We start from the raw sequence: 20,837 nt of genomic DNA on the forward strand, positions 1-20,837 counted from the left end.
GATTGCGGTTCCTCTGCGTCGCTTTTTCCCAACCCGCTGTCGCTCTTTCTCTGGACAGGATCTCACCGCGACTCCATAATTTGATCAAATTTCAAAACACGCAGGAATCACCCCTGCCGCTTAGGGAGCACAGCCATGAAAGACGACAACTTCCTGACGGAAAACAACGCCCGCCATCTCTGGCATCCGATGGGCGCACCAGCGGACAGCCACAGCACCCCACCCAAGATCATCAAAGGCGCGGAAGGGGTGAACATCACCGACATCGACGGCCATTCCACCGTGGATGCGGTGGGCGGCTTGTGGTGCGTCAACCTCGGCTACTCCAACGACGTGGTGAAAGAGGCCATCGCCAAACAACTCTATGATCTGCCGTACTACTCCGCCTTTGCCGGGACCTCGAACCCACCGGCCATCGAGGCCTCCTATGCGGTGCGCGAGTTCTTCGCTGAGGACGGCATGTCGCGTGTGTTCTTCACCTCCGGTGGCTCGGACTCCGTGGAAACCGCCCTGCGTCTCTCCCGCCAGTACCACCGCCTGCGTGGCGAGCCGACCCGCACCAAATTCATCAGCCTTAAAAAAGGCTACCACGGCACGCACTTTGGCGGCGCGTCGGTAAATGGCAACAACCGTTTCCGCATCAACTACGAACCGCTGCTGCCCGGCTGTTTCCACCTGCCGTCGCCCTATACCTACCGCAACCCGTTCCACGAAAGCGATCCGGCCCAGCTGGCGCAAAACATCGCCGCCGCTTTTGAGGACGAGATCGCCTTCCAAGACCCAAAAACCATCGCCGCCTTCATCATGGAGCCGATCCAGGGCGCGGGTGGTGTGATTGTGCCAGACGCCTCTTTCATGAAGCTGATGCGGGAGATTTGTGATCGCCATGGCATCCTGATGATTTCTGACGAAGTCATCACCGGCTTTGGCCGCACCGGCGACTGGTCCGGTGCGCGGCACTGGGGTGTGCAGCCTGACATGATGACCACCGCCAAGGGCATCACCTCCGGCTACTTCCCAGTTGGTGCCTGCATGGTCGGCGACAAAGTTGCCGACGTGTTTGAAAACGACCAAACCGGCGAAGCGGGTATCTTCCACGGCTACACCTACTCGGCTCATCCGGTTGGCTCCGCCGCCGTGATTGCCACTTTGGCAGAGACCACCCGTCTCGACCTGAAGACCAACGCCGCCGCCCGTGGCACGCAACTGTTTGAAGGCGTGAAAAAGCTGGCTGAGAAATACGACATCATCGGCGACATACGTGGCGGTCACGGCCTCATGACCGGCATCGAGCTGGTCTCTGACGCCACCGCCAAAACCCCGATGGACATGGCCACCATGAAAAAGATCCATGAGGCCACCTATCAGGCCGGCTCCATGGTCCGCCTTGGCGCGCATAACATCCTGATGTCCCCACCGCTGACCATTTCCGAGGGCGAGGTGAACACCATCCTCTCCGCTTTGGACACCGGCTTCGCATCCGCCTAAAATCCCTGCGGCTCGGGGCCCATCGCTCCGGGCCACGTGCTCCAGACGCTCGTTAACCTGACGTGGACGTCACTTTTTGCACCTCCGCAAAACAGTCGCGATACCGACGTAATACCGACGTCCCATCCGGCCAAGCGAACTGCGTTAACCTTTGAGCCGCGTCCCTATCTGCCAACAAGTTTTCCCGTAAGGGTTTTTTTATTCCATTTTTGGAATATATAGAGTGCACCCGCGACTCTCATGAGGCCCCCATGCCACACCAGCTCAAGCGTTACTTCCCGATCCTAGATTGGGTAAAAACCTATGACCGTCAGATACTTGGCGCCGACCTTATGGCCGCCGTAATCGTGACGATCATGCTGATTCCGCAATCTCTGGCCTACGCCCTGCTCGCCGGTCTGCCGCCCGAAGTGGGCCTTTATGCCTCCATCCTGCCACTAGTCGCCTACGCCATCTTCGGCACCTCCCGCGTGCTCGCCGTCGGCCCCGTCGCCGTGGTCTCCCTGATGACCGCCACCGCCCTCGGAAACGTCGCTTTACAAGGCACAACAGACTACCTGATCGCGGCCATCTCACTGGCCTTCATGTCCGGCGTCATGCTCACCCTGATGGGCGTCTTACGCCTTGGTTTCCTTGCCAATTTCCTGTCCCATCCGGTGATCGCAGGCTTCATCACCGCCTCCGGACTCCTGATCGCCACAAGCCAGTTGAAACACATCCTCGGCATCACCGCCCACGGCCATACTTTGCCCGATTTGCTGGGATCTTTGGTGACTCATTTGCCAGAAGCCAACCTCTACACAGTTACCCTTGGCGTAACCGCCTTGGCCTTCCTCTTCTGGACCCGCAAAGGCCTCAAACCGCTCCTGCTCAAGCTCGGCGCCGGTCCTCGCCTCGCGGACGTCCTCACCAAAGCCGGCCCCGTCGTCGCCGTCGCCGCCACCACGCTGTCCGTATATGTCTTTGATCTTGCGGGGAAAGGCGTGGCCATCGTTGGCACCGTACCAACCGGCTTGCCGCCACTTTCAGCCCCCAGTTTCTCCCCGGACTTGTGGTCCCAACTCTTCTTGGCCGCACTCCTGATCTCCATCATCGGCTTCGTTGAAAGTGTCTCTGTCGCCCAGACCCTCGCCGCCAAACGCCGCCAGCGCATCGACCCGGACCAGGAACTCATCGGCCTCGGCACCTCCAACATTGCCTCAGCGATTTCAGGTGGTTACCCGGTCACCGGCGGATTTGCCCGCTCGGTTGTGAACTTCGACGCAGGCGCACAAACCCCCGCCGCCGGGGCCTTCACCGCCGTCGGCATCGCCGGTGCCGCGCTTTTCCTGACCCCGCTATTGTTCTTCCTGCCCAAAGCCACCCTCGCCGCCACCATCATCGTCGCCGTGCTCAGCCTCGTCGACCTCTCTATACTGCGCCACGCTTGGGGCTATTCCCGCGTTGATTTTGCCGCCGTCGCCACCACCATTGCACTCACATTGGGCCTTGGCGTCGAGGTTGGTGTCAGCGCCGGTGTGATCCTCTCCATCGCCTTGCATCTCTACAAAACCAGCCGTCCGCATGTGGCGGAGGTCGGCCTTGTGCCCGGAACACAGCACTTCCGTAACATCCTGCGCCACACGGTAAAAACCGCACCGCACTTGGTCACGCTGCGCATTGACGAAAGCCTGTATTTCGCCAACGCACGATTCTTGGAAGACTATGTCTATGACCGCGTGGTCTGTGACCAACCGATCACCGATGTGGTGCTCATGGCCTCAGCTGTGAACGAGATCGACATGAGCGCGCTGGAAAGCCTTGAGGCGATCAACAGCCGCCTCAAAGAACTCGACATCCGCCTGCATTTCTCAGAGGTCAAAGGCCCCGTCATGGACCGTCTCAAGCGCAGCCATTTCCTCGAAGACCTAAGCGGCGAGATCTTCCTGTCTCAATATGACGCGTGGACAGAACTCACCACGACAGACAGCAGTCAAGCGGCCTAAACCGCTGGCGCCCCGCTGCGATGCCGGTGGGGTGCAAAACACGCTGCAATAGCAAGAATAATCCCGGACACCGTAGCGATCATGCCCGCTGCGCTCACCGCATTGTCAAAACCCAACCACAATGGCCCATATCCGGCAAAGACATAACCAAAAACAGCAGAAAGCACTGCAAAAACAACGCTCCAGCCCACCTGATGTTCCAACCGGTTGGTCATCAAACGCGCCGCCGCCGGCGGGCAAATGAACATCGCGATCACGATGATCGACCCCACCGCATCAAACGCCGCCACCGCCGCCAAAGCCGCCACCATCACCAGCGCCACGCCCACACGGTTGGTCGCAATGCCCATGGCCTGCGCAAAACTCTCGTCAAACGTGGACAACACCAGTGGTCGCCAAAACAGCCATAGGAACGCACAAACACCGAGCAACGCGATCACAACCCGGCCCAACTCCGGCGGCAACCCCGCCAAGGCAACGGGGTCAAGCAAGCTTTCCCAACCGATTGCATCCAGCCAGATCAAGCTCTCCAGATTGCCATACAGCGCGTGCTCCACGTCCAGATGCACAGAGGACGTATCACTTTGTTCCAAAAGCAAAACACCGGCTGCAAACAATGTCGTAAAGGTTAGCCCCATTGCCGCGCCGGGCTCGATATTGCCCAGCCGCCGAATGGCTTCAATCATCACCACAGACACCAAAGCCGCCCCTGCCGCACCCAACATCATTGGCGCGGCCGCCACCACACCGGTGATCAAAAACGCCACCACAATGCCCGGCAGCACCACATGGGAAATCGCATCCCCAATCAGCGCCTGCTTACGCAGCACCAGAAAATTACCAGGCAATGCGCAAGCCACCGCTGCCAACACACCAATCAACATCGGCGTCAACGATAGTGGTACAAATTCTTCGCCACTCATGATGCCACCCCCTGCGGTCCGCCAATGCGTTGATCTATTTCCGAAATTTGATCGCCAGTCAGCACGGTCTCAATGTCGCGCAACCCGTCGTAAAGCGCGGCGGCACTCTCAAATGCTTGATCCGCCCGCACGAGCTCCCAGCGCTTTTCGTCCCGCAACGCCTTCGCAGCACGTGCCCGTCCTGCTTCGGTTGGGACGCCATCGGCATGCGCCAGCCCAGCCTGTTTCAACAGGCGCACCGTATATGCCTCATAAATTGGCTGCCCCTGTGCTAAGGCAAGCAAACCTTGGCGCAGATGCACCCGCCGCTGAAACCGCACATGCCGCAAGTAAACTGCCAAAACCCCGCGATTTGGCGCCAACAGCAGCGAAGCAACAAACAAGCCAAAGCTCACCAACACAATGATCGGCCCGGTAGGCATCGCCGGTGCCACGGCGGATAGCCCCGCACCAATCCAGGCGGCCAAACCACCGCAAAGTCCTGTAATCATCACCATATGATCGGTGCGCTCGGTCCAGAACCGCGCTGTGACCGGCGGAATGATCAGCATGGCCACAATCAGAATGAGCCCCACAATCTTCAGGCCAATCACAGTTACCGCCAATGCAAGCGCCATAATCGCGAGATCCATACGCCCGACGTTGATGCCGCGTGCCGCCGCATATTCCGGATCAAACGCCAACAACGTCATCGGACGCCGCAGGATCAGCACCGCCACCAGCGTCAGCGCGCCGCCGCCGGCAATCACCAAGGCATCGTTGAACAACATGCCCGCCGTAGCGCCAAGCAGGAAGCTTTCCAAACCGGCCGCGCGCCCTGCGCCCATGGTTTGGATCACCGTCAGCAACACAATACCAAAGCCAAAAAACACTGACAGCACCGCGCCAATCGCGGCATCCTCGGACAAGCGCGTCCGTTGCGTGAGCCAACTCACACAGAGCAATCCAACCCAGGAGGACACCGCCGCGCCCAGTAACAAGCCCGGCAAGGCCCGCCCATCACCACCCAAAAGAACCATGAGCATAAAGGCAATGCCCACCCCAGGCAGGGTTGCGTGGCTGATCGCATCACTCACCAACGCCCGCTTGCGCAGGTACAAAAACGTCCCGGTTACCCCCGCCGCAATGCCCAGCAAGGTCGCACCAATGGTCACCAGCGTGGCGTTATAGCCAAGCTGCAAAGTCAACGCATTCCAAAACATGAGTTAGCCTGCTGCCAGCTCCAGCTGGTCGATCTGGCCAGTCGCCAACCGCCCGCCGTAGGTCTGGTTCAAGTTCTCAGACGTAAAGGCGTCATCCACCGTGCCTTCCGCCATCTTGCGTGTGTTGATCAGGAACACCCGGTCAAAATAACTGCGTACCGTTGTCAGGTCGTGATGAACCGCCACAACGGTTTTGCCCTCAGAACGCAGGGACTTCAGCACATCAATGATGGCTTTTTCCGTCGCCGCATCAACACCGGCAAAAGGCTCATCCAGCAAATAGAGATCCGCCTCCTGTGCCAGCGCTCGCGCGAGGAACACACGCTGTTGCTGCCCACCGGAAAGCTGCCCGATCTGGCGATCGGCAAAATCTGTCATGCCCACCCGCTCCAGACAGGCCCGCGCCTTTTCAATGTGATGCGGACGGATGCGACGCAGCAAGCCCAGCTCGCGATAGAGCCCCATCAGCACCACATCAATTACGCGGGTCGGGAAATCCCAATCCACGCTGGCGCGCTGCGGCACATAGGCAATGCGATGGCGCGCCGATTGCAACGGTTTCCCGAAGACCAGAGCCTGGCCTGCCAGCGGCTGCACAATACCCAAAGCGGCCTTCAACAACGTGGATTTACCGGCACCGTTGGGGCCAATGATCGCGGTCATCGAGCCCTCGGCCACCGTCATATCCACCGAGAACACCACCGGCTTCTGACCATAGGAGACGGTCATGCCCCGGATCACCATCGGGCTGTCCGCTGGGATCTCTGCTTTAGGCGTTGCGCCCATATTTGCTGCCACTTCCAGGCTCATGGTCTTGTCCTTACGATCCCGCCGACAGGCGATTATTCATACCGCGTTCCGGTACATCCCCGCCCAGCGCATCGCTGATGATGGTGATGTTGTGGTCAATCATGCCCACATAGGTGCCCTCATAGGTTCCATTCGGCCCCATCGCGTCCGAGAACAGCTCGCCACCAATCGCCACTTCATGGCCTTTGGCCGCCGCGCCTTCAACAAGCGCCCGAACGGTGCGATCTGACACGGAGCTTTCAACAAATACGGCTTTGATGTCGCGTTCGATCAATGTGTCCACCAAGCTGCTGATCCGATTCAAACCGGCCTCGCTCTCAGTGGAGATGCCCTGAACACCCAGAACCGAGAAACCGTAGGCCGCGCCAAAGTAGCCAAAGGCATCATGCGCTGTCAGCAGAATACGCGCCTCTTCCGGCACCGTGGTCAGCGACTTCTCTGCGTAGGCACTCAAGTCTGACAGCTCTGCAAGGAAGGTGTCGGCGTTGGCCACAAACTGCGCCTCTGCCGCGGGCATTTTCTCGATCAACGCATCACGCACCCGTTCAGTTACAAACACCCACAGCTGTGGATCCATCCACACATGGGGGTCAAACTTATCGGCATAATCGTCATGTCCACGTAGCATCTCCCGAGGCAGCGTGTCGGTCACTGCAACAACCGTTCCCCGCTGCTCCAACTTGTGCATGAAGTCTTCCATTTGCGCTTCCAGATACAGGCCGTGCCACAACACAAGGTCAGCTTTGGTCATGGCAACAATATCTGTGCGGGTCTGACGGTAAGCGTGCGGGTCAACACCAGCGCCCATAAGCCCTTTGACCTCAACGGCATCCCCACCAATACGCCGCGCGGTATCAGCAATCATACCCGTGGTCGCCACAACTTGCAGGGCCTCATCCGCAAACGACGGTGTCGCCGTGCTGAACATGGCAACGACTGCTGCCATCAAAAAATTTCGCCGAGGGAATCGCATTGTCTCTCCTATTGCGCTGTTTCTAGCTGATTATGAGAACCATTCGCAAGTAAGTCAACGCAATTGCGACTTATTCTCATCTTTTTGTTGACTAAATGGTCAAAAAAGTAGCTGACGTGTCGTTCTGCGACTTGCCAAGGCCCATATTTCTGAGGCATTTTGGTCCCTGTTTTCCGCAACAGGATGGATCGATGCACACGCCCACCACGACTGCCGAAGGGCATCAGCTGCCCACTGCGCTGGAACCGCGCAACCCCGGGATGGCGCTGGACCTTGATTGGGTTCGCACCGCGCAGGCCAATACCTCGGCCATCGAACGCCGCGCCAAGACCTTGCCGGGCCGCCGCTCGGTCAAAAAGGACTATCAGGCCGCCTGGCTGTGCAAGGCGATCTCCCTGATCGACCTGACCACCCTGTCCGGCGATGACAGCGAAGGCCGCGTGGAGCGTCTCTGCGCGAAAGCCAAACAACCGGTCCGCGTCGACATTCTCGATGCACTTGGCATGACCGGCCTGACCACCGGCGCAGTTTGTGTCTACCACGACATGATCGAAACCGCCGTGTCCTCACTCAAAGGTACAGGCATTCCAGTGGCGGCCGTTTCCACCGGCTTCCCGGCGGGTCTGTCGCCTTATCACTTGCGCATCGCCGAAATCGGCGAAAGCGTGAAAGCGGGCGCAGAGGAAATCGACATCGTCATCACCCGCCGCCACGTGCTGCAAGGCAACTGGCAGGCGCTCTATGACGAAATGAAAGAAATGCGCGAAGCCTGTGGCGACGCCCACGTCAAAGCCATTCTGGCCACCGGCGAACTTGGTACCCTGCGCAACGTCGCCCGCGCTTCTCTGGTGTGCATGATGGCCGGCGCTGACTTCATCAAAACCTCCACCGGCAAGGAGAGCGTGAACGCGACCCTGCCTGTGTCCCTGGTGATGATCCGTGCCATTCGCGACTACTATGACCGCACCGGGTTCCGCGTCGGCTACAAACCAGCTGGTGGCATTTCAAAAGCCAAGGACGCGCTGGTCTACCTGTCCCTGATCAAAGACGAATTGGGCGATCGCTGGTTGCAACCGGACCTGTTCCGCTTTGGCGCGTCCTCCCTGTTGGGCGACATCGAACGCCAGCTGGAGCATCACGTCACCGGCCAGTATTCGGCCAACTACCGCCACGCGATGGCGTAAGGACAGTCCGGTGAGCGCATCCGCAGACACCAACGCCTCTGTGCCGGACCAGCACCTTCTGCGCATGAAGGTCTGGTCCCAACGCACATGGGTCGCCCGCTGCGACGACCACCTCTCTGGTGCAACCCTGGAAGGCCGGCTTGCGGACTTCCTGCAGGAAGCCTTTGAGTACGCACACACACAGCCGGACCTGCTTGACAAAACCACCGCCCAAATTGCCGAAGCCGTAATGGCCGGAATTTTACACAGCGAAACAGTGCCAGCCGACGCGTTGCAGGCCGCACTTCACAAGATAACCTCGTAAGGGGAAGACACATGACCGTTAAAGAGATCTTCGAAACCATGGATTACGGCCCCGCCCCCGAAAGCGCAGCTGATGCGCTGGCCTGGATTGTCGATCAAGGCGCGGCCTTTGGCCACTTCATCGACGGTGACTGGACCACACCACGCAAGGACTTCCAGTCCAAGAACCCCGCCAACGGCGAGACTCTCGCCGACCTGACGCAGGCATCTCAGGACGAGGTCAATGCCGCCGTCAAAGCTGCGCGCAAAGCCCAAGCCAAATGGGAAGGCTTGGGCGGTCATGGCCGTGCCAAATATCTCTACGCCATTGCCCGCCTGCTGCAAAAGCACAGCCGCCTCTTCGCGGTTCTGGAAACTCTGGACAACGGCAAGCCGATCCGCGAAAGCCGTGATATCGACATCCCACTGGTGCAGCGCCATTTCTACTATCACGCAGGCATGGCGCAACTCATGGAAGCGGAACTACCCAACGCGCAAGCGCTCGGAGTCTGTGGCCAGATCATCCCATGGAACTTTCCGCTGTTGATGCTGGCGTGGAAAGTCGCGCCTGCTTTGGCGATGGGCAACACGGTTGTGCTGAAACCTGCCGAATACACCTCTCTCACCGCCATGGCTTTTGCCGACATCTGTCAGCAAGCAGGCCTGCCAGCGGGTGTGGTCAACATCGTCACCGGCGACGGCACAGTGGGCGAAATGATCACCGCGCATGAAGACATCAACAAGGTCGCCTTCACCGGCTCCACCGAAGTGGGCAAGCGCATTCGCGAAGCCACCGCAGGCTCCGGCAAATCGCTAACTTTGGAGCTTGGAGGCAAGTCGCCTTATATCGTCTTTGAAGATGCCGACATTGACTCCGCGATTGAAGGTTTGGTAGACGCCATCTGGTTCAATCAGGGCCAGGTCTGCTGCGCCGGCTCCCGCCTCCTGGTGCAAGAAGGCATTGCCGAAACCTTCTACCGCAAACTCAAGGCCCGCATGGATGGTCTGCGCATTGGCAATCCACTGGACAAATGCATCGACGTGGGAGCTGTGGTCGATCCGGTGCAGCTCAACACCATCACCGAGATGGTCGAGAATAACACCGACGGCGAAACCTACCACGCCCCCATCGAGATGCCTGCCGAGGGCTGCTTTTACCCGCCAACCCTGATCACCGGCCTCGCGCCGTCTTCCAAGCTGATGCAGGAAGAGATCTTCGGCCCTGTGCTGGTCTCCACCACTTTCCGCACCCCGTCTGAGGCCGTGCAGCTGGCCAACAACACGCGTTACGGTCTCGCGGCCACGCTCTGGACGGAGAACGTGAACCTCGCACTAGACATTGCGCCGAAACTGGTCGCCGGTGTGGTCTGGATCAATGCCACCAACCTGTTTGACGCGGCTGCCGGCTTTGGTGGTGTGCGTGAAAGCGGCTACGGACGTGAAGGCGGCTGGGAAGGTTTGGCGGCCTACTCCAAGCCCAAAGGTGCCCCCAAGGCGCTCAAGCCTGTCGAAGCCTTTACCGGCGACAAAGGCCCAACCGACCCGCTGGACCGCACCCCCAAACTCTATGTGGGGGGCAAACAGGCCCGCCCGGATGGCGGCTACAGCCAGAACATCTACGGCAAGTCCGGCGCCCTACTGGGCCAAGCGCCGATTGCCAACCGCAAGGATGTGCGTAACGCGGTTGAGGCCGCTCATGCCGCCAAAGGCTGGTCCGGCACCACAGGCCACCTGCGCGCGCAAATTCTCTACTACATCGCGGAAAATCTCTCCGCCCGCAAAGACGAGTTTGCCACACGCGTGAACCTCTTGACCGGCGGAAAGACCGGCGCTGCAGAGGTCGAAACCTCGATCCGCCGCCTTTTCACCTACGCCGCATGGGCCGACAAATACGATGGTCAGGCGCATGGCGTGCCGATCCGCGGCGTGGCCTTGGCGATGAAAGAGCCCGTGGGCGTGATCGGCGCGCTCTGTGCGGATGACGCGCCGCTTCTCGGCCTGATCTCCGCCATGGCGCCCGCCATTGCGATGGGTAACCGCGCCATTTTGGTCGCCTCGGAAGCCTACCCGTTGGCGGCGACAGACTTCTATCAGGTGCTCGAAACCTCCGACGTGCCGGGTGGGGTTGTCAACATCCTGACCGGATCCCACGCCGAACTGGCTGGACCACTCGCAGGTCACCTCGATGTGGATGCGGTCTGGTCGTTCTCCTCCTCGGATGTGTCTGCGGAGATCGAACGCGCCAGCGCGGGCAACCTCAAGCGCACTTGGGTCAACAACGGCCTGTCGCGAGACTGGATGGGCGCCGAAGGCGAAGGCCGTGACTTCCTGCAAGCCGCGACCGAAGTCAAAAACATTTGGGTGCCTTACGGCGAATAAGCCTAGCCCACACCAACAAAAAAGCGCCGGTGGGTCCCCACCGGCGCTTTACTTTTTTCGATACCTAACCAGATCAGGCGGCGGCCCAAGCCTCGTCATCGCCATCGTTGTCAAACATCTCGACATCACCGGTCTGCGGCGCAACCGCAGCCACACGGAACCCGGCCAGCGCATCGACAAGACGATCCACCGCCATGTCCAGGCTGGAAGTCGCCGCAGAGGCCTCTTCCGCCCGTGCCGCATTGGCCTGCGTCTCGCTGCCAATGGTCTGCATGCTGCCGCGGATTTTCTCAACCGATTGTGCCTGTTCACTGGACACATCCGAGATTTCCGCCACATTGCCAGACACTTGGTTCACGTCACCCAAGATCGCCTCCAGCGCATCCCCCACCTGACGCACCAGCGCGACGCCGTTGGTCACATGGCCGTTGCTTTCCGAAATCAGTGTGTTGATGTTCTGCGCCGCCTCTGCCGAGCGATGCGCCAACTCGCGCACCTCAGAGGCCACAATCGCAAAACCTGCGCCCGCTTCCCCGGCCCGTGCCGCTTCGACCCCGGCGTTGAGTGCCAACAGGTTGGTCTGGAACGCAATGTCTTCGATCAGCGTCACCACATGGTCAATTTGCGCCGAGGAGGCTTCGATCTCATCCATCGTGCTCACGGCCTGACGTACCACTTCGGCCCCGTTGCTGGTCATGTTGCGGGTGTTGTCAAACCGCTCTTGCGTGGACTTGGCCTTCTCAACCGCCCCGTTCATCGCATCGGCAATCTGCTCCACCGCATCGGTCACGCCTTGCAAGGCACCTGCTTGTTTCTCGGTGCTGTGCGCCACGCTGTTGGACACCTCAGACAACTCGCGGCTGTCCACTTCGATCTGGCTCGACACGGATGTCACGGAGGTCACGATGCCACTCAAAGACTTGACCGCGTCGTTGAAGCTCTTGCGTAACGCCTCATAGCTTTTGTCAAAGGAATGATTGATCGAAGCATCCAAATTGCCACCGGCAATCCGTGTCAGACGCTCGTGCAGTGTTTCCACAACATCCGCCTGCGCCTTCTCACGCGCTTCAATGCCCGCCTTCTCAACCTTCAGCGCGTCCATTGTCTCCGACAGCACTGCTTGCTCTTTGTTGCGCTCATTCATCTGACGCAGTGTCGTCATGACAGAAGTCAGCAAAATGCCAGTTTCCGCAATCACAACAACAGCGTGCAACACTGTGCGGCCAATGTTTTCCATCAAATCCACCGACGGATACACCATCGCCGGCCAGAAAAACGTCAACGCCAGATGGTGCACAGCCGTCACGCCCGCTCCTACCAGCAAAGCTGTCGGACAAGTCATCAGGGTCAGCATCGCCAGCGCGGCAAAGAACACCATATGCACGTCAAGTTGCCATGCGTGTCCCGTCATAGACGCAAGGATCAAAGCAATCTGACCAATTACGGCCACAGTCACGCTCACACGCGCCGCAAGATTGCCGCCCAACCGATAGGCATAAAACGCCAATGCGGCAAAGGCGCCTGCGGAGGCGCCGATCATCACAACTTGGCCGCCTCGCATAAATGCAATTGTTGCCGCCGCAGCGCCAAGAACCGCCGCCACGATGGCCAAAACTTTCACACCCGTCTGACGGGCTTGCGTCAATTTGAGATCTTCTGTCATATCGTATCACCACACAGCCAGGCCAGCGCTTCGCCGTCCAGAATGGCCCAGGCTCCATTCCGTTTCAGTCTCTGTTCAAAGTCTTCGCTTTCTGACGCCCCCATCACAGCGAGCGGGGCTTGTGTCACGCCCACGACATGTCCGCCGGATGTCTCCACGAGTTCTGTCAGATCTGTGCCCGGCCGCGCGACAATCAAAACCGGCCCCCCTGATTTCACAGGGGCGCTGACAATTGCCAGAACCGGGGTCACGGTCAGGCAAAAGACAACAGCGAGAATCGCCGGAAGATATTGCATGCGTTGGGTCATCCTGCCCTTCTTCGGACAAAACAGTTTCCAGCCGCTTAATTTCGGAAGGGCAATTAGTTTGCGCGGCGAAATTACCCCACGTCAGATTGCCCCGCACAGGCCAAAAGAAAACGCGCTGGGAAACCCAGCGCGCTTTCAAAATGTCCATTCCGATTATTGGGACAGGTACTTAGCCTGGCAACTTGGTGGTGCGCAGGTATGGGAAATGGGTTGTGAACTCACCGTACTTCGCCTTCGCATCCTCATCGCTCACCGCAACCGGGATCACCACATCGCCACCTGGGGTCCAGTTCGCAGGCGTCGCGACGTTCTCTTTGGCCGCTGTCTGCAGACCATCCAGCGCGCGCAGCACCTCGGCAAAGTTCCGGCCCACATTCATCGGATAGGTCATCGACAGCTTCAGCTGCTTGTCCGGGCCGATGATGAACACCGAGCGCACGGTGGCGCTGTCCGCTGGAGTGCGGCCATCTGGCAGATACGCCTCGGCTGGCAGCATATCGAAAGCTTTGGACACAGCCAGACCGTCATCGGCAATGATCGGGAAGCCCGCGCCAGTGCCCGCATAGGACTCGATGTCTTTCTTCCAGCCTTTGTGGTCTTCCACTCCGTCCACGGAGACCCCTATCACCTTGGTGCCGCGCTTCTGCCACTCATCGGCAAGCTGCGCGACCGCGCCAAACTCGGTGGTGCAGACCGGCGTAAAGTCTTTTGGATGGGAAAACAGGATGGCCCAGCTGTCGCCGATCCAGTCGTGAAAAGTGATCGTGCCCTGATCCGTCTCGGCGGTGAAATTTGGCACAACATCATTGATTCGCAGGCCCATGGGTATCTCCCTCTCTTTGGGTCGCACACTCCGCCCTGCCAGCTTGAGGCGAGACAATTCTCGCGGGTGGGGCGATATGTAAAAACGGTTCTCTGTCGCAAAGCGACTTTGCGCAGACTACATCCGTCTTTTTTGAACGCCACCCCTTTACCGGAAGAAATAATTTGATCAAATTGCTCGTGACCGCGCGTCGCGCCCACTTGCGGCCCCCCCGTTTTGCCGCGCAGAGTGACGCCAAGATCGAGAGGGAGTGAACACCATGATCGAGAAACGCCAATTCTACATCAACGGCCAATGGGTCGACCCTGTTGCCGCCAATGACCTGCCTGTCATTGACCCCGCTACCGAGGATACCTGCGCCGTGATTTCACTCGGCGATCAGGCGGACACCGACGCTGCCGTGGCTGCCGCACGCGCTGCTTTCCCCGCCTGGGCGGACACGCCTTTGGAGGAGCGCGTGGCGCTGGTCAAAAAGTTGCGCGACATCTATATGGCCCGCCGTGATGATATGGCCGAAGCCATGCGCCTGGAAATGGGCGCGCCCACCGATCTGGCCAAGAACAACCAATGGGGCGCTGGCGTCTGGCATCTCGATGGCTTCCTCGAAGCTCTGGAAAACTTCGAGTTCGAATACGCCATGGGGGCCGATCGCATGCGCAAAGAGCCAATTGGCGTCTGCGCCATGATCACCCCATGGAACTGGCCCATGAACCAGGTGTTCTTGAAAGCCATTCCGGCGCTGCTGGTCGGCTGCACCATGGTGCTCAAACCGTCTGAGATCGCGCCCCTGTCCTCCATCGTCTTCACCGAGATGATGCACGAAGCTGGCTTCCCGGCGGGTGTCTTCAATATGGTCAACGGCGACGGTGTGGGTGTCGGCTCGCAACTGTCCGCGCATCCAGACGTGGACATGGTGTCCTTCACCGGCTCCACCCGTGCGGGCATCGCCATCTCCAAAGCCGCCGCCGATACGCTTAAGCGCGTCAGCCTTGAGCTTGGCGGCAAGGGTGCCAACATCATCTTTGCAGATGCAGACGAAAAAGCCGTCAAACGCGGCGTGATCCACTGCATGCAGAACTCCGGCCAATCTTGTAACGCCCCTACCCGCATGATGGTCGAAAGCAGCCGCTACGCCGACGCCGTAGAGCAAGCCAAAGCTGCAGCCGAAGCGACCCAAGTTGGTGCCACCACGGAGTCCGGTCGCCATATCGGCCCGGTGGTCTCAGAGTTGCAGTTCAACAAAATCCAGGGCCTGATCGAGACCGGCATCAAAGAAGGCGCCACGCTGGTCGCAGGCGGCCTCGGCCGTCCGGAAGGCATGAACAAAGGCTACTTCGTGCGCCCAACCGTATTCGCCGACGTGACGCCGGATATGACCATCTACCGCGAAGAAATCTTCGGCCCGGTGCTGGCGATCTCTCCGTTTGAAACCGAAGAGCAGGCTGTGCAGATGGCCAACGACACCGTCTACGGCCTGACCAACTACATCCAAACGCAAGATGACGACAAACGTCTGCGCGTGGCGCGTCAGGTCCGCTCTGGCATGGTGGAAACCAACGGCGTGTCCCGCATCAACGGCTCGCCCTTTGGCGGCTACGGTCAATCCGGCAACGGCCGCGAAGGCGGCTCTTGGGGATTGGAAGAGTTCTGCGAAACCAAGGCGATCTCCGGCGTGCCCATGGGCTGAGCCGCACGTTGACACAAAAGAAAAGGCCGCAGCATCCCGCTGCGGCCTCTTTTGTTACGCTGCCGGCTTGCGCGAGCGGTTGCGCCGCCGCCGAGGACGACCGCCTCCCGGCTTGTCATTGCCGTTGGCCGCGCTGTTTGGCTTGCCACCTCCGGGTTTTCCCCGGCCTGACTTGCCGCCGCCACCTGGCTTGCCGCCGCCACGCTTGCGGCCCTCTCCACCAGACCGTGGCCCCGCGCCGTATTCTTTCTTCATCTCACGAAGCTCATCAGTAGGCCGGTCAAACTGACGACCAATCAGCTTCTCGATGTCCTTCAGGTAATCCCGTTCATCCAGCGCACAGAAGGAAATCGCCCGCCCTTCGCGACCGGCGCGCGCGGTGCGGCCAATCCGGTGCACATAGGCCTCGGCCACGTTGGGCAGATCAAAATTGATCACCAGCGAAATCACCGGAATGTCGATCCCACGCGCCGCCACATCGGTGGCCACCAGAATGGTGACCTCGCCTTCGCGGAACGCCTTGATCGCACGATCCCGCTGCCCCTGGCTTTTGTTGCCGTGGATCGACGCCGCATTGAAGCCCTCGGCGACCAACTGCTTCATCATCCGCTCCGCACCGTGTTTGGTGCGCGAGAAAATCAGCGTGCTCTCACCCATGTTTTCGGACAGGATTTCCCGCAGCCGTTTCCGCTTCTCACCCTTCTCGTGGTATTCCATCGACTGGGCAATCTTATCGGCGGTCTTGCCGGGAGGCGCACATTCCACCCGCTTGGGCTTGGCCAGATAGCTCTGGCTCAGCTCTTCCATCTGCTTGGGCATGGTGGCCGAAAACAGCATGGTTTGGCGCGGCCTGCCCAGATGCGGCGCAATTTTGCGTAAGGAGTGAATGAACCCCATGTCCAGCATCTGGTCCGCTTCATCCAGCACCAGATAGCCCACGGTCGACAGGTCGATTTCCTTGCGATCCAGCAGGTCAATCAACCGGCCCGGCGTTGCCACCAGAATATCCGTGCCGCGTTTCAGCATGGCAATCTGGCGGTTGATGGACTGCCCACCCACCACAGTCATCACCTTCATCGGTGTGCCTTGCACCATCGGGCGCAGGTTGTCGGCGATCTGGTTCACCAATTCCCGCGTCGGCGCCAGCACCAGCGCCTTTACCGATTTCGGCATCGGCTTGCCCGGGGTCGCCAACAGGCGGTCCATCATCGGCAGGCCAAAGGCCAGCGACTTGCCGGTGCCGGTCTGCGCCAGCCCCAGAATGTCATGGCCCTGCAAGGCCAGTGGAATGGCCTTCTGCTGGATTGGCGTAGGCGCATCAAAACCAGCCGCCTTGAGGCCTTTCAAAAGTGTGGGCGACAGGCCCAGGTCTTCGAACGTCGACACAAAATGTCCTTTCAAACCACACGCGTGACAGCGCATGGCATGGCGTCAACGGCCCACACAGGAGCCGCGATCGGGTTCGACAGCACCGCCACCGCGAAGCACATTCCGCGCGGCCCGGTCTGCCAGTCAGAACCCTGCGTGATGGGAACGAAAGCGTCGCTGATGCGCCCGGACGGTTCTTTTAAACCCGGCGCGGCCTGCTCACGCGGCTGCGCAGCGACCTGCTCCACATAAAGCCTCGCGACACAAAGTCAACTGTTGGCCAATAGACAAAAAGGGCCAGCGTCCCGCGCCAGCCCCTCTTTTTTTTATCTCAAGCCACCTAAGAGCGTCAGGCCTTGCCTTTCCACGGCACGAGGTATTTCTCTCCCCAGCGCATCAGCATATCGATGCCAAATCCGATGATCCCGATGAGGATAATGCCCATCAAAACGATATCCGTGTCCTGAAACTTGGACGCCGCCACAATCATCTTACCCACACCTTTTTCCGCCGCCACAAGCTCTGCGGCCACAACCGTGCCCCAGCAAACGCCCATCGCCACCCGCGCCGCCGTAAATATCTCCGGCAGGGAGTTTGGAATGATCACGTGACGCAGGATCTGACGCTTATTGGCCCCCAGCGAGTAAGCCGCATGCACCTTGGTGATATTCACCCCCGACACACCGGAGCGCGCGCCAATCGCCATGATCCACAGCGCGGCAAGGAACAGCAGGATGATTTTGCCCTGCTCGCCAATCCCGGCCCAGATGATCACCAGCGGGATCAAGGCCAAAGGCGGCACCGGCCGCATGAATTCCACAATCGGATCAAACCAGCCTCGGAACCAGTTGGACAGCCCCATGGCGTAGCCCAACGGAATACCCACTGCCGCGCCCAGTGCAAAGCCCACGATCACCCGGAACAGGGAATAGCTCAGATGCTCCGCCAGGGTGACGTTTTGGTATCCGTCCTGGCTCACCGAAATCAGACGCTTCCATACGCTTTCCGGCGCAGGCAGCCAGATGTTCTCCATCTGCCAACCTTTGGCCGGCTCAAAGTTCAACGTGCCTTTGTCGGTCAGCGCCACGCGCCCAAAACCAAGTTCGACATCGGTCTCACGATCAATTGGCTGGCCATCCACCGCGACGATCTTCGCCCCGTCTTTGCGGGTTACCTCATCGTTGGCATCCCAGCGCAGCAGTTTTGACCGGTAAGCCTGCACCACAAGGGAATCATCTTTGGCAATCCCGTCATTCTCCGCAACAACAGGTGCGTCCGGCTTTTCGCCAGCTTCATGCACCAGCACACTGACGGTGGCGTCCGCCGTCTGACCGCCTTCAGCTTCCACCGTGTAGGTAAAGGTCGCCTCCCCCACAAACGGTCCCGGTGCGTGTAGGAATTTCGGCAACAAGGAAGATCCGGTGAACGCGCCCCAAATCACAAAGATCAGCACAATTGATATCACCGAGGCCGCTTTGTTGGAGATCACGGCGCTCTCATCCCCGAAGGTCACCGTCTTAAGCGATGTATAGTCCCGAACAGGCGTCAAGCGACGTTTGACCTGAGTATACAAGGCATAAGCCAAGAGGATCAGGCCAACATACAAAATCAAATACGGCAGAGCGCTGACCACAGAAATAAGAAGTGTGATCAGTTCACCACCGAGGTCTGAAAAAATCTGTCCCATGTTATGCGCTCTCCTCGGTGCGGCCCATGATCTCTTCTTCCATGTTCCAGATCATGTTGAGGATCTCTTCGCGGGTTGCGGCATAATCCGGATGCTCCTTCACCTCCCGCAAATCTGCGCCCACGCCCATGTCCGCAAAAGGCAGGCGATATTCTTTGTGAATCCGCCCCGGCCGCGGTGCCATCACCAACAGGCGCTCCCCCAACAACAGCGCTTCATCCACCGAGTGGGTGATCAAAATGATTGTTTTGCCAGTCTCTTTCCACAGCTTGAGCACCAGGCTTTGCATCTTCTCCCGCGTCAGCGCGTCGAGCGCCCCCAGCGGTTCGTCCATCAGGATCACATCCGGATCATTTGCAAGGCAGCGGGCCAATGCCACACGCTGCTGCATTCCGCCGGACAGCTCATAGACCATTTTTTCCTTGAAATCCTGCAGCCCCACCACGTCGAGCAAATGGTCAACGATCTCTGCGCTCTCAGACTTCGGCATGCCCTTCATATCCGGTCCAAAACGCACGTTGTCCCGTACGCTCATCCACTCAAACAAGGCGCCCTTTTGAAACACCATGCCACGCTCGGCATCCGGCCCAAGCACTTGATGCCCGTTCAGCATAATCTGGCCTTCTGTCGGCGCCAGAAACCCGGCCACAATATTCAACAAGGTGGTTTTGCCACAGCCCGAAGGCCCCAGCACACTCAGCAACTCGCCCTGTTTTAGATCAAGGCTCACGTCCTTTAGCGCTTGCACATGACTGCCGTTGGGCAGGTCAAAACGCATGGACAAATTTTGTATGGATAATCCGGTCATGGTCCCTATCTGACGTTGGGCATCGCCCCCGCGACGCACGGCGGTTGTCCCGCCTGTTCTCATTGGGAAATCATTGAAAACAAGGCCCACATCCAAAGGTGCGGGCCTTGTCCTTACATGCGCTTACATGCCTTTGGCAGCTTCCAGCGGTCCGGTGTTGACCGCGCCGTCATAGCTGTCCAGCGCGCTTGGAATGGAGCCTGCGCCCACAAACACGCCCGCCACACCTTTCATGAAGTCCTGCGCCGTACCGCCCAGCCAGGCACCGCCCAACTGATCGTCCACGGTTGGGAACTTGAAGGTCGCCAGCGTATCTGCGGTGGACTGCTCATCCATACCCGCGTCTTTCGCGATCACCGGCAGCATCTTGGCGTGGTTGGCTTCATCCGCCCACATTGCGTTGGCTTCGGCGGTCACCGCCAGGAACTTCGCCAGCATCTCGCCTTCTTCGGCAATGTAGGACGCAGGCGCGGTAGTGGCGTCAAACACCAGAATGCCCAGCTCTTCTTTCTCCGCACCGGTCAACAGCACGTTGCCATGCTCTTTCATGCGACGCAGCGCGCCACCCCAACCACAGGCCATGTCCAGCGATCCTTGCGCCAGTGCCGCAGCGCCTTCCGCTGGTGCCATGTCGACCACTTCCATAGACGCCACATCCACACCGAAGTGGTTCATCTGGCTGAGGAAACCATAGTGCGCCGCGGTGCCCAGCGGCACAGCCACCTTCTTGCCGGCCAGTTCAGCGGCGCTGTCCTTGTCAATCTCAAGACCAGAGGCCACCACACAGTTGTCGTTGTCAGAGTAGCTCACCGCCACATCCACGATCTGGATGTCCTGACCTGCAGAGGCTGCAACCACAAACGGTGGCACACCTTGGCTCACAGAAATCTGCACGTCGCCAGAGGCCATCGCCGCGCTCATCGCGGTGCCGGTGTCAAAGCTGACCCAGTTGATCTTGGTGCCCATGGCTTCTTCATACATGCCGGTCTGCTTGGCGTATTGGAACGGCATCGGCCACTCCAGGAAGTAGGCCACGGTGATCTCGTCGGCCATCGCTGCCTGCGCACCCAGCAACATAGCGGTGGAGGCCGCCGCACCCATCAGCGTCGTTTTCAAGCTCATAATCATTTCTCCCGTTGTCGATTCTGGCGCGAAATTCGAGCCGGGTTCGTCGGGCCTTGAGCCTCTTTTTTGATCACCGGCAATGCGCGTCCTCCTTGAGGGGAGCGGAAATTCGGGCACCGATCAATGTTTTTTTCAGCAATTC

At 59.3% G+C, this 20,837-nt stretch carries 17 protein-coding genes; 6 read left to right on the forward strand and 11 right to left on the reverse strand.

The window, feature by feature from the left end; translation table 11 throughout:
- Positions 1 to 135: 135 nt before the first annotated feature.
- Together MK208_RS11030 and sulP are read left to right on the forward strand one after the other, a co-directional pair.
- Positions 136 to 1,488, forward strand: coding sequence for an aminotransferase class III-fold pyridoxal phosphate-dependent enzyme (locus MK208_RS11030; RefSeq protein WP_294116571.1), 1,353 nt, complete (start codon positions 136 to 138; stop codon positions 1,486 to 1,488).
- A gap of 251 nt (positions 1,489 to 1,739) precedes the next feature.
- Positions 1,740 to 3,473, forward strand: coding sequence for a sulfate permease (gene sulP / locus MK208_RS11035; protein WP_294116572.1), 1,734 nt, complete (start codon positions 1,740 to 1,742; stop codon positions 3,471 to 3,473).
- On the opposite strand, the gene MK208_RS11040 is transcribed toward sulP, so the two are convergent.
- From MK208_RS11040 to MK208_RS11055, 4 genes are read right to left on the reverse strand one after another with little or no spacing between them, the layout of a single operon-like run.
- Entirely contained in the window at positions 3,470 to 4,396 is a 927-nt protein-coding gene (locus MK208_RS11040) for a metal ABC transporter permease (protein ID WP_294116574.1), read from the reverse strand. The two genes, sulP and MK208_RS11040, sit on opposite strands and share 4 nt — an antisense overlap.
- Complete coding sequence (locus tag MK208_RS11045) at positions 4,393 to 5,598, reverse strand: metal ABC transporter permease (RefSeq protein WP_294116576.1); 1,206 nt, start codon at positions 5,596 to 5,598, stop codon at positions 4,393 to 4,395. Before MK208_RS11045 ends, MK208_RS11040 begins: the two co-directional genes overlap by 4 nt.
- Before the next feature lie 3 nt (positions 5,599 to 5,601).
- Positions 5,602 to 6,408, reverse strand: a complete 807-nt coding sequence (locus MK208_RS11050; protein WP_294116578.1) for a metal ABC transporter ATP-binding protein — start codon at positions 6,406 to 6,408, stop codon at positions 5,602 to 5,604.
- 10 nt (positions 6,409 to 6,418) lie between these two features.
- Entirely contained in the window at positions 6,419 to 7,354 is a 936-nt protein-coding gene (locus MK208_RS11055) for a zinc ABC transporter substrate-binding protein (RefSeq protein ID WP_294116579.1), read from the reverse strand.
- A 218-nt stretch (positions 7,355 to 7,572) separates the two neighbouring features.
- On the opposite strand from MK208_RS11055, the gene deoC reads away from it, so the two are divergent.
- The 3 genes from deoC to MK208_RS11070 are packed head-to-tail and all read left to right on the forward strand — an operon-like array spanning position 7,573 to position 11,226.
- Complete coding sequence (gene deoC, locus MK208_RS11060) at positions 7,573 to 8,565, forward strand: deoxyribose-phosphate aldolase (protein ID WP_294116580.1); 993 nt, start codon at positions 7,573 to 7,575, stop codon at positions 8,563 to 8,565.
- A 10-nt stretch (positions 8,566 to 8,575) separates the two neighbouring features.
- The gene (locus MK208_RS11065) at positions 8,576 to 8,869 is read left to right on the forward strand and encodes a hypothetical protein (RefSeq protein WP_294116581.1); all 294 of its coding nucleotides are present in this window, start codon (positions 8,576 to 8,578) and stop codon (positions 8,867 to 8,869) included.
- Between the two features lie 11 nt (positions 8,870 to 8,880).
- Positions 8,881 to 11,226, forward strand: a complete 2,346-nt coding sequence (locus MK208_RS11070; RefSeq protein WP_294116582.1) for an aldehyde dehydrogenase family protein — start codon at positions 8,881 to 8,883, stop codon at positions 11,224 to 11,226.
- 73 nt (positions 11,227 to 11,299) lie between these two features.
- Here MK208_RS11070 and MK208_RS11075 read toward each other — a convergent pair whose 3' ends face one another.
- The 3 genes from MK208_RS11075 to MK208_RS11085 all read right to left on the reverse strand — a co-directional run bounded on the left by MK208_RS11075 (position 11,300) and on the right by MK208_RS11085 (position 14,020).
- Positions 11,300 to 12,889 (reverse strand): methyl-accepting chemotaxis protein, encoded by a 1,590-nt coding sequence (locus tag MK208_RS11075; protein WP_294116583.1) that lies wholly within the window; start codon positions 12,887 to 12,889, stop codon positions 11,300 to 11,302.
- Complete coding sequence (locus MK208_RS11080; RefSeq protein ID WP_294116584.1) at positions 12,886 to 13,185, reverse strand: hypothetical protein; 300 nt, start codon at positions 13,183 to 13,185, stop codon at positions 12,886 to 12,888. The genes MK208_RS11075 and MK208_RS11080 overlap by 4 nt, the downstream gene beginning before the upstream one ends.
- Positions 13,186 to 13,366: 181 nt before the next feature.
- Positions 13,367 to 14,020, reverse strand: coding sequence for a peroxiredoxin (locus MK208_RS11085; RefSeq protein WP_168590690.1), 654 nt, complete (start codon positions 14,018 to 14,020; stop codon positions 13,367 to 13,369).
- 259 nt (positions 14,021 to 14,279) lie between these two features.
- On the opposite strand from MK208_RS11085, the gene MK208_RS11090 reads away from it, so the two are divergent.
- A complete protein-coding gene (locus MK208_RS11090; RefSeq protein WP_294116585.1) occupies positions 14,280 to 15,707 on the forward strand; it encodes an aldehyde dehydrogenase family protein in 1,428 nt (475 codons plus the stop codon).
- Between the two features lie 54 nt (positions 15,708 to 15,761).
- Here MK208_RS11090 and MK208_RS11095 read toward each other — a convergent pair whose 3' ends face one another.
- The 4 genes from MK208_RS11095 to MK208_RS11110 all read right to left on the reverse strand — a co-directional run bounded on the left by MK208_RS11095 (position 15,762) and on the right by MK208_RS11110 (position 20,692).
- Entirely contained in the window at positions 15,762 to 17,093 is a 1,332-nt protein-coding gene (locus MK208_RS11095) for a DEAD/DEAH box helicase (protein WP_294116586.1), read from the reverse strand.
- A gap of 331 nt (positions 17,094 to 17,424) precedes the next feature.
- Positions 17,425 to 18,696, reverse strand: a complete 1,272-nt coding sequence (locus tag MK208_RS11100; RefSeq protein WP_294116752.1) for an ABC transporter permease — start codon at positions 18,694 to 18,696, stop codon at positions 17,425 to 17,427.
- Between the two features lie 67 nt (positions 18,697 to 18,763).
- Positions 18,764 to 19,570, reverse strand: coding sequence for an ABC transporter ATP-binding protein (locus MK208_RS11105; RefSeq protein WP_294116588.1), 807 nt, complete (start codon positions 19,568 to 19,570; stop codon positions 18,764 to 18,766).
- Between the two features lie 123 nt (positions 19,571 to 19,693).
- Positions 19,694 to 20,692, reverse strand: coding sequence for an ABC transporter substrate-binding protein (locus MK208_RS11110; RefSeq protein WP_294116589.1), 999 nt, complete (start codon positions 20,690 to 20,692; stop codon positions 19,694 to 19,696).
- Between the last annotated feature and the right edge of the window lie 145 nt (positions 20,693 to 20,837).

Origin of the sequence: Shimia sp. (genome assembly GCF_022448905.1) — a bacterium.
Lineage (GTDB): Bacteria > Pseudomonadota > Alphaproteobacteria > Rhodobacterales > Rhodobacteraceae > Shimia.

Coding starts and splice junctions, on each gene's coding strand:
- MK208_RS11055 (WP_294116579.1), bottom strand. CDS start 7,354: ATGGCAGCAGTCGTTGCCATGTTCAGCACGGCGACACCGTCGTTTGCG.
- MK208_RS11075 (WP_294116583.1), bottom strand. CDS start 12,889: ATGACAGAAGATCTCAAATTGACGCAAGCCCGTCAGACGGGTGTGAAA.
- MK208_RS11090 (WP_294116585.1), top strand. CDS start 14,280: ATGATCGAGAAACGCCAATTCTACATCAACGGCCAATGGGTCGACCCT.
- MK208_RS11045 (WP_294116576.1), bottom strand. CDS start 5,598: ATGTTTTGGAATGCGTTGACTTTGCAGCTTGGCTATAACGCCACGCTG.
- deoC (WP_294116580.1), top strand. CDS start 7,573: ATGCACACGCCCACCACGACTGCCGAAGGGCATCAGCTGCCCACTGCG.
- MK208_RS11050 (WP_294116578.1), bottom strand. CDS start 6,408: ATGAGCCTGGAAGTGGCAGCAAATATGGGCGCAACGCCTAAAGCAGAG.
- MK208_RS11085 (WP_168590690.1), bottom strand. CDS start 14,020: ATGGGCCTGCGAATCAATGATGTTGTGCCAAATTTCACCGCCGAGACG.
- MK208_RS11110 (WP_294116589.1), bottom strand. CDS start 20,692: ATGAGCTTGAAAACGACGCTGATGGGTGCGGCGGCCTCCACCGCTATG.
- MK208_RS11030 (WP_294116571.1), top strand. CDS start 136: ATGAAAGACGACAACTTCCTGACGGAAAACAACGCCCGCCATCTCTGG.
- MK208_RS11070 (WP_294116582.1), top strand. CDS start 8,881: ATGACCGTTAAAGAGATCTTCGAAACCATGGATTACGGCCCCGCCCCC.
- MK208_RS11080 (WP_294116584.1), bottom strand. CDS start 13,185: ATGCAATATCTTCCGGCGATTCTCGCTGTTGTCTTTTGCCTGACCGTG.
- sulP (WP_294116572.1), top strand. CDS start 1,740: ATGCCACACCAGCTCAAGCGTTACTTCCCGATCCTAGATTGGGTAAAA.
- MK208_RS11040 (WP_294116574.1), bottom strand. CDS start 4,396: ATGAGTGGCGAAGAATTTGTACCACTATCGTTGACGCCGATGTTGATT.
- MK208_RS11105 (WP_294116588.1), bottom strand. CDS start 19,570: ATGACCGGATTATCCATACAAAATTTGTCCATGCGTTTTGACCTGCCC.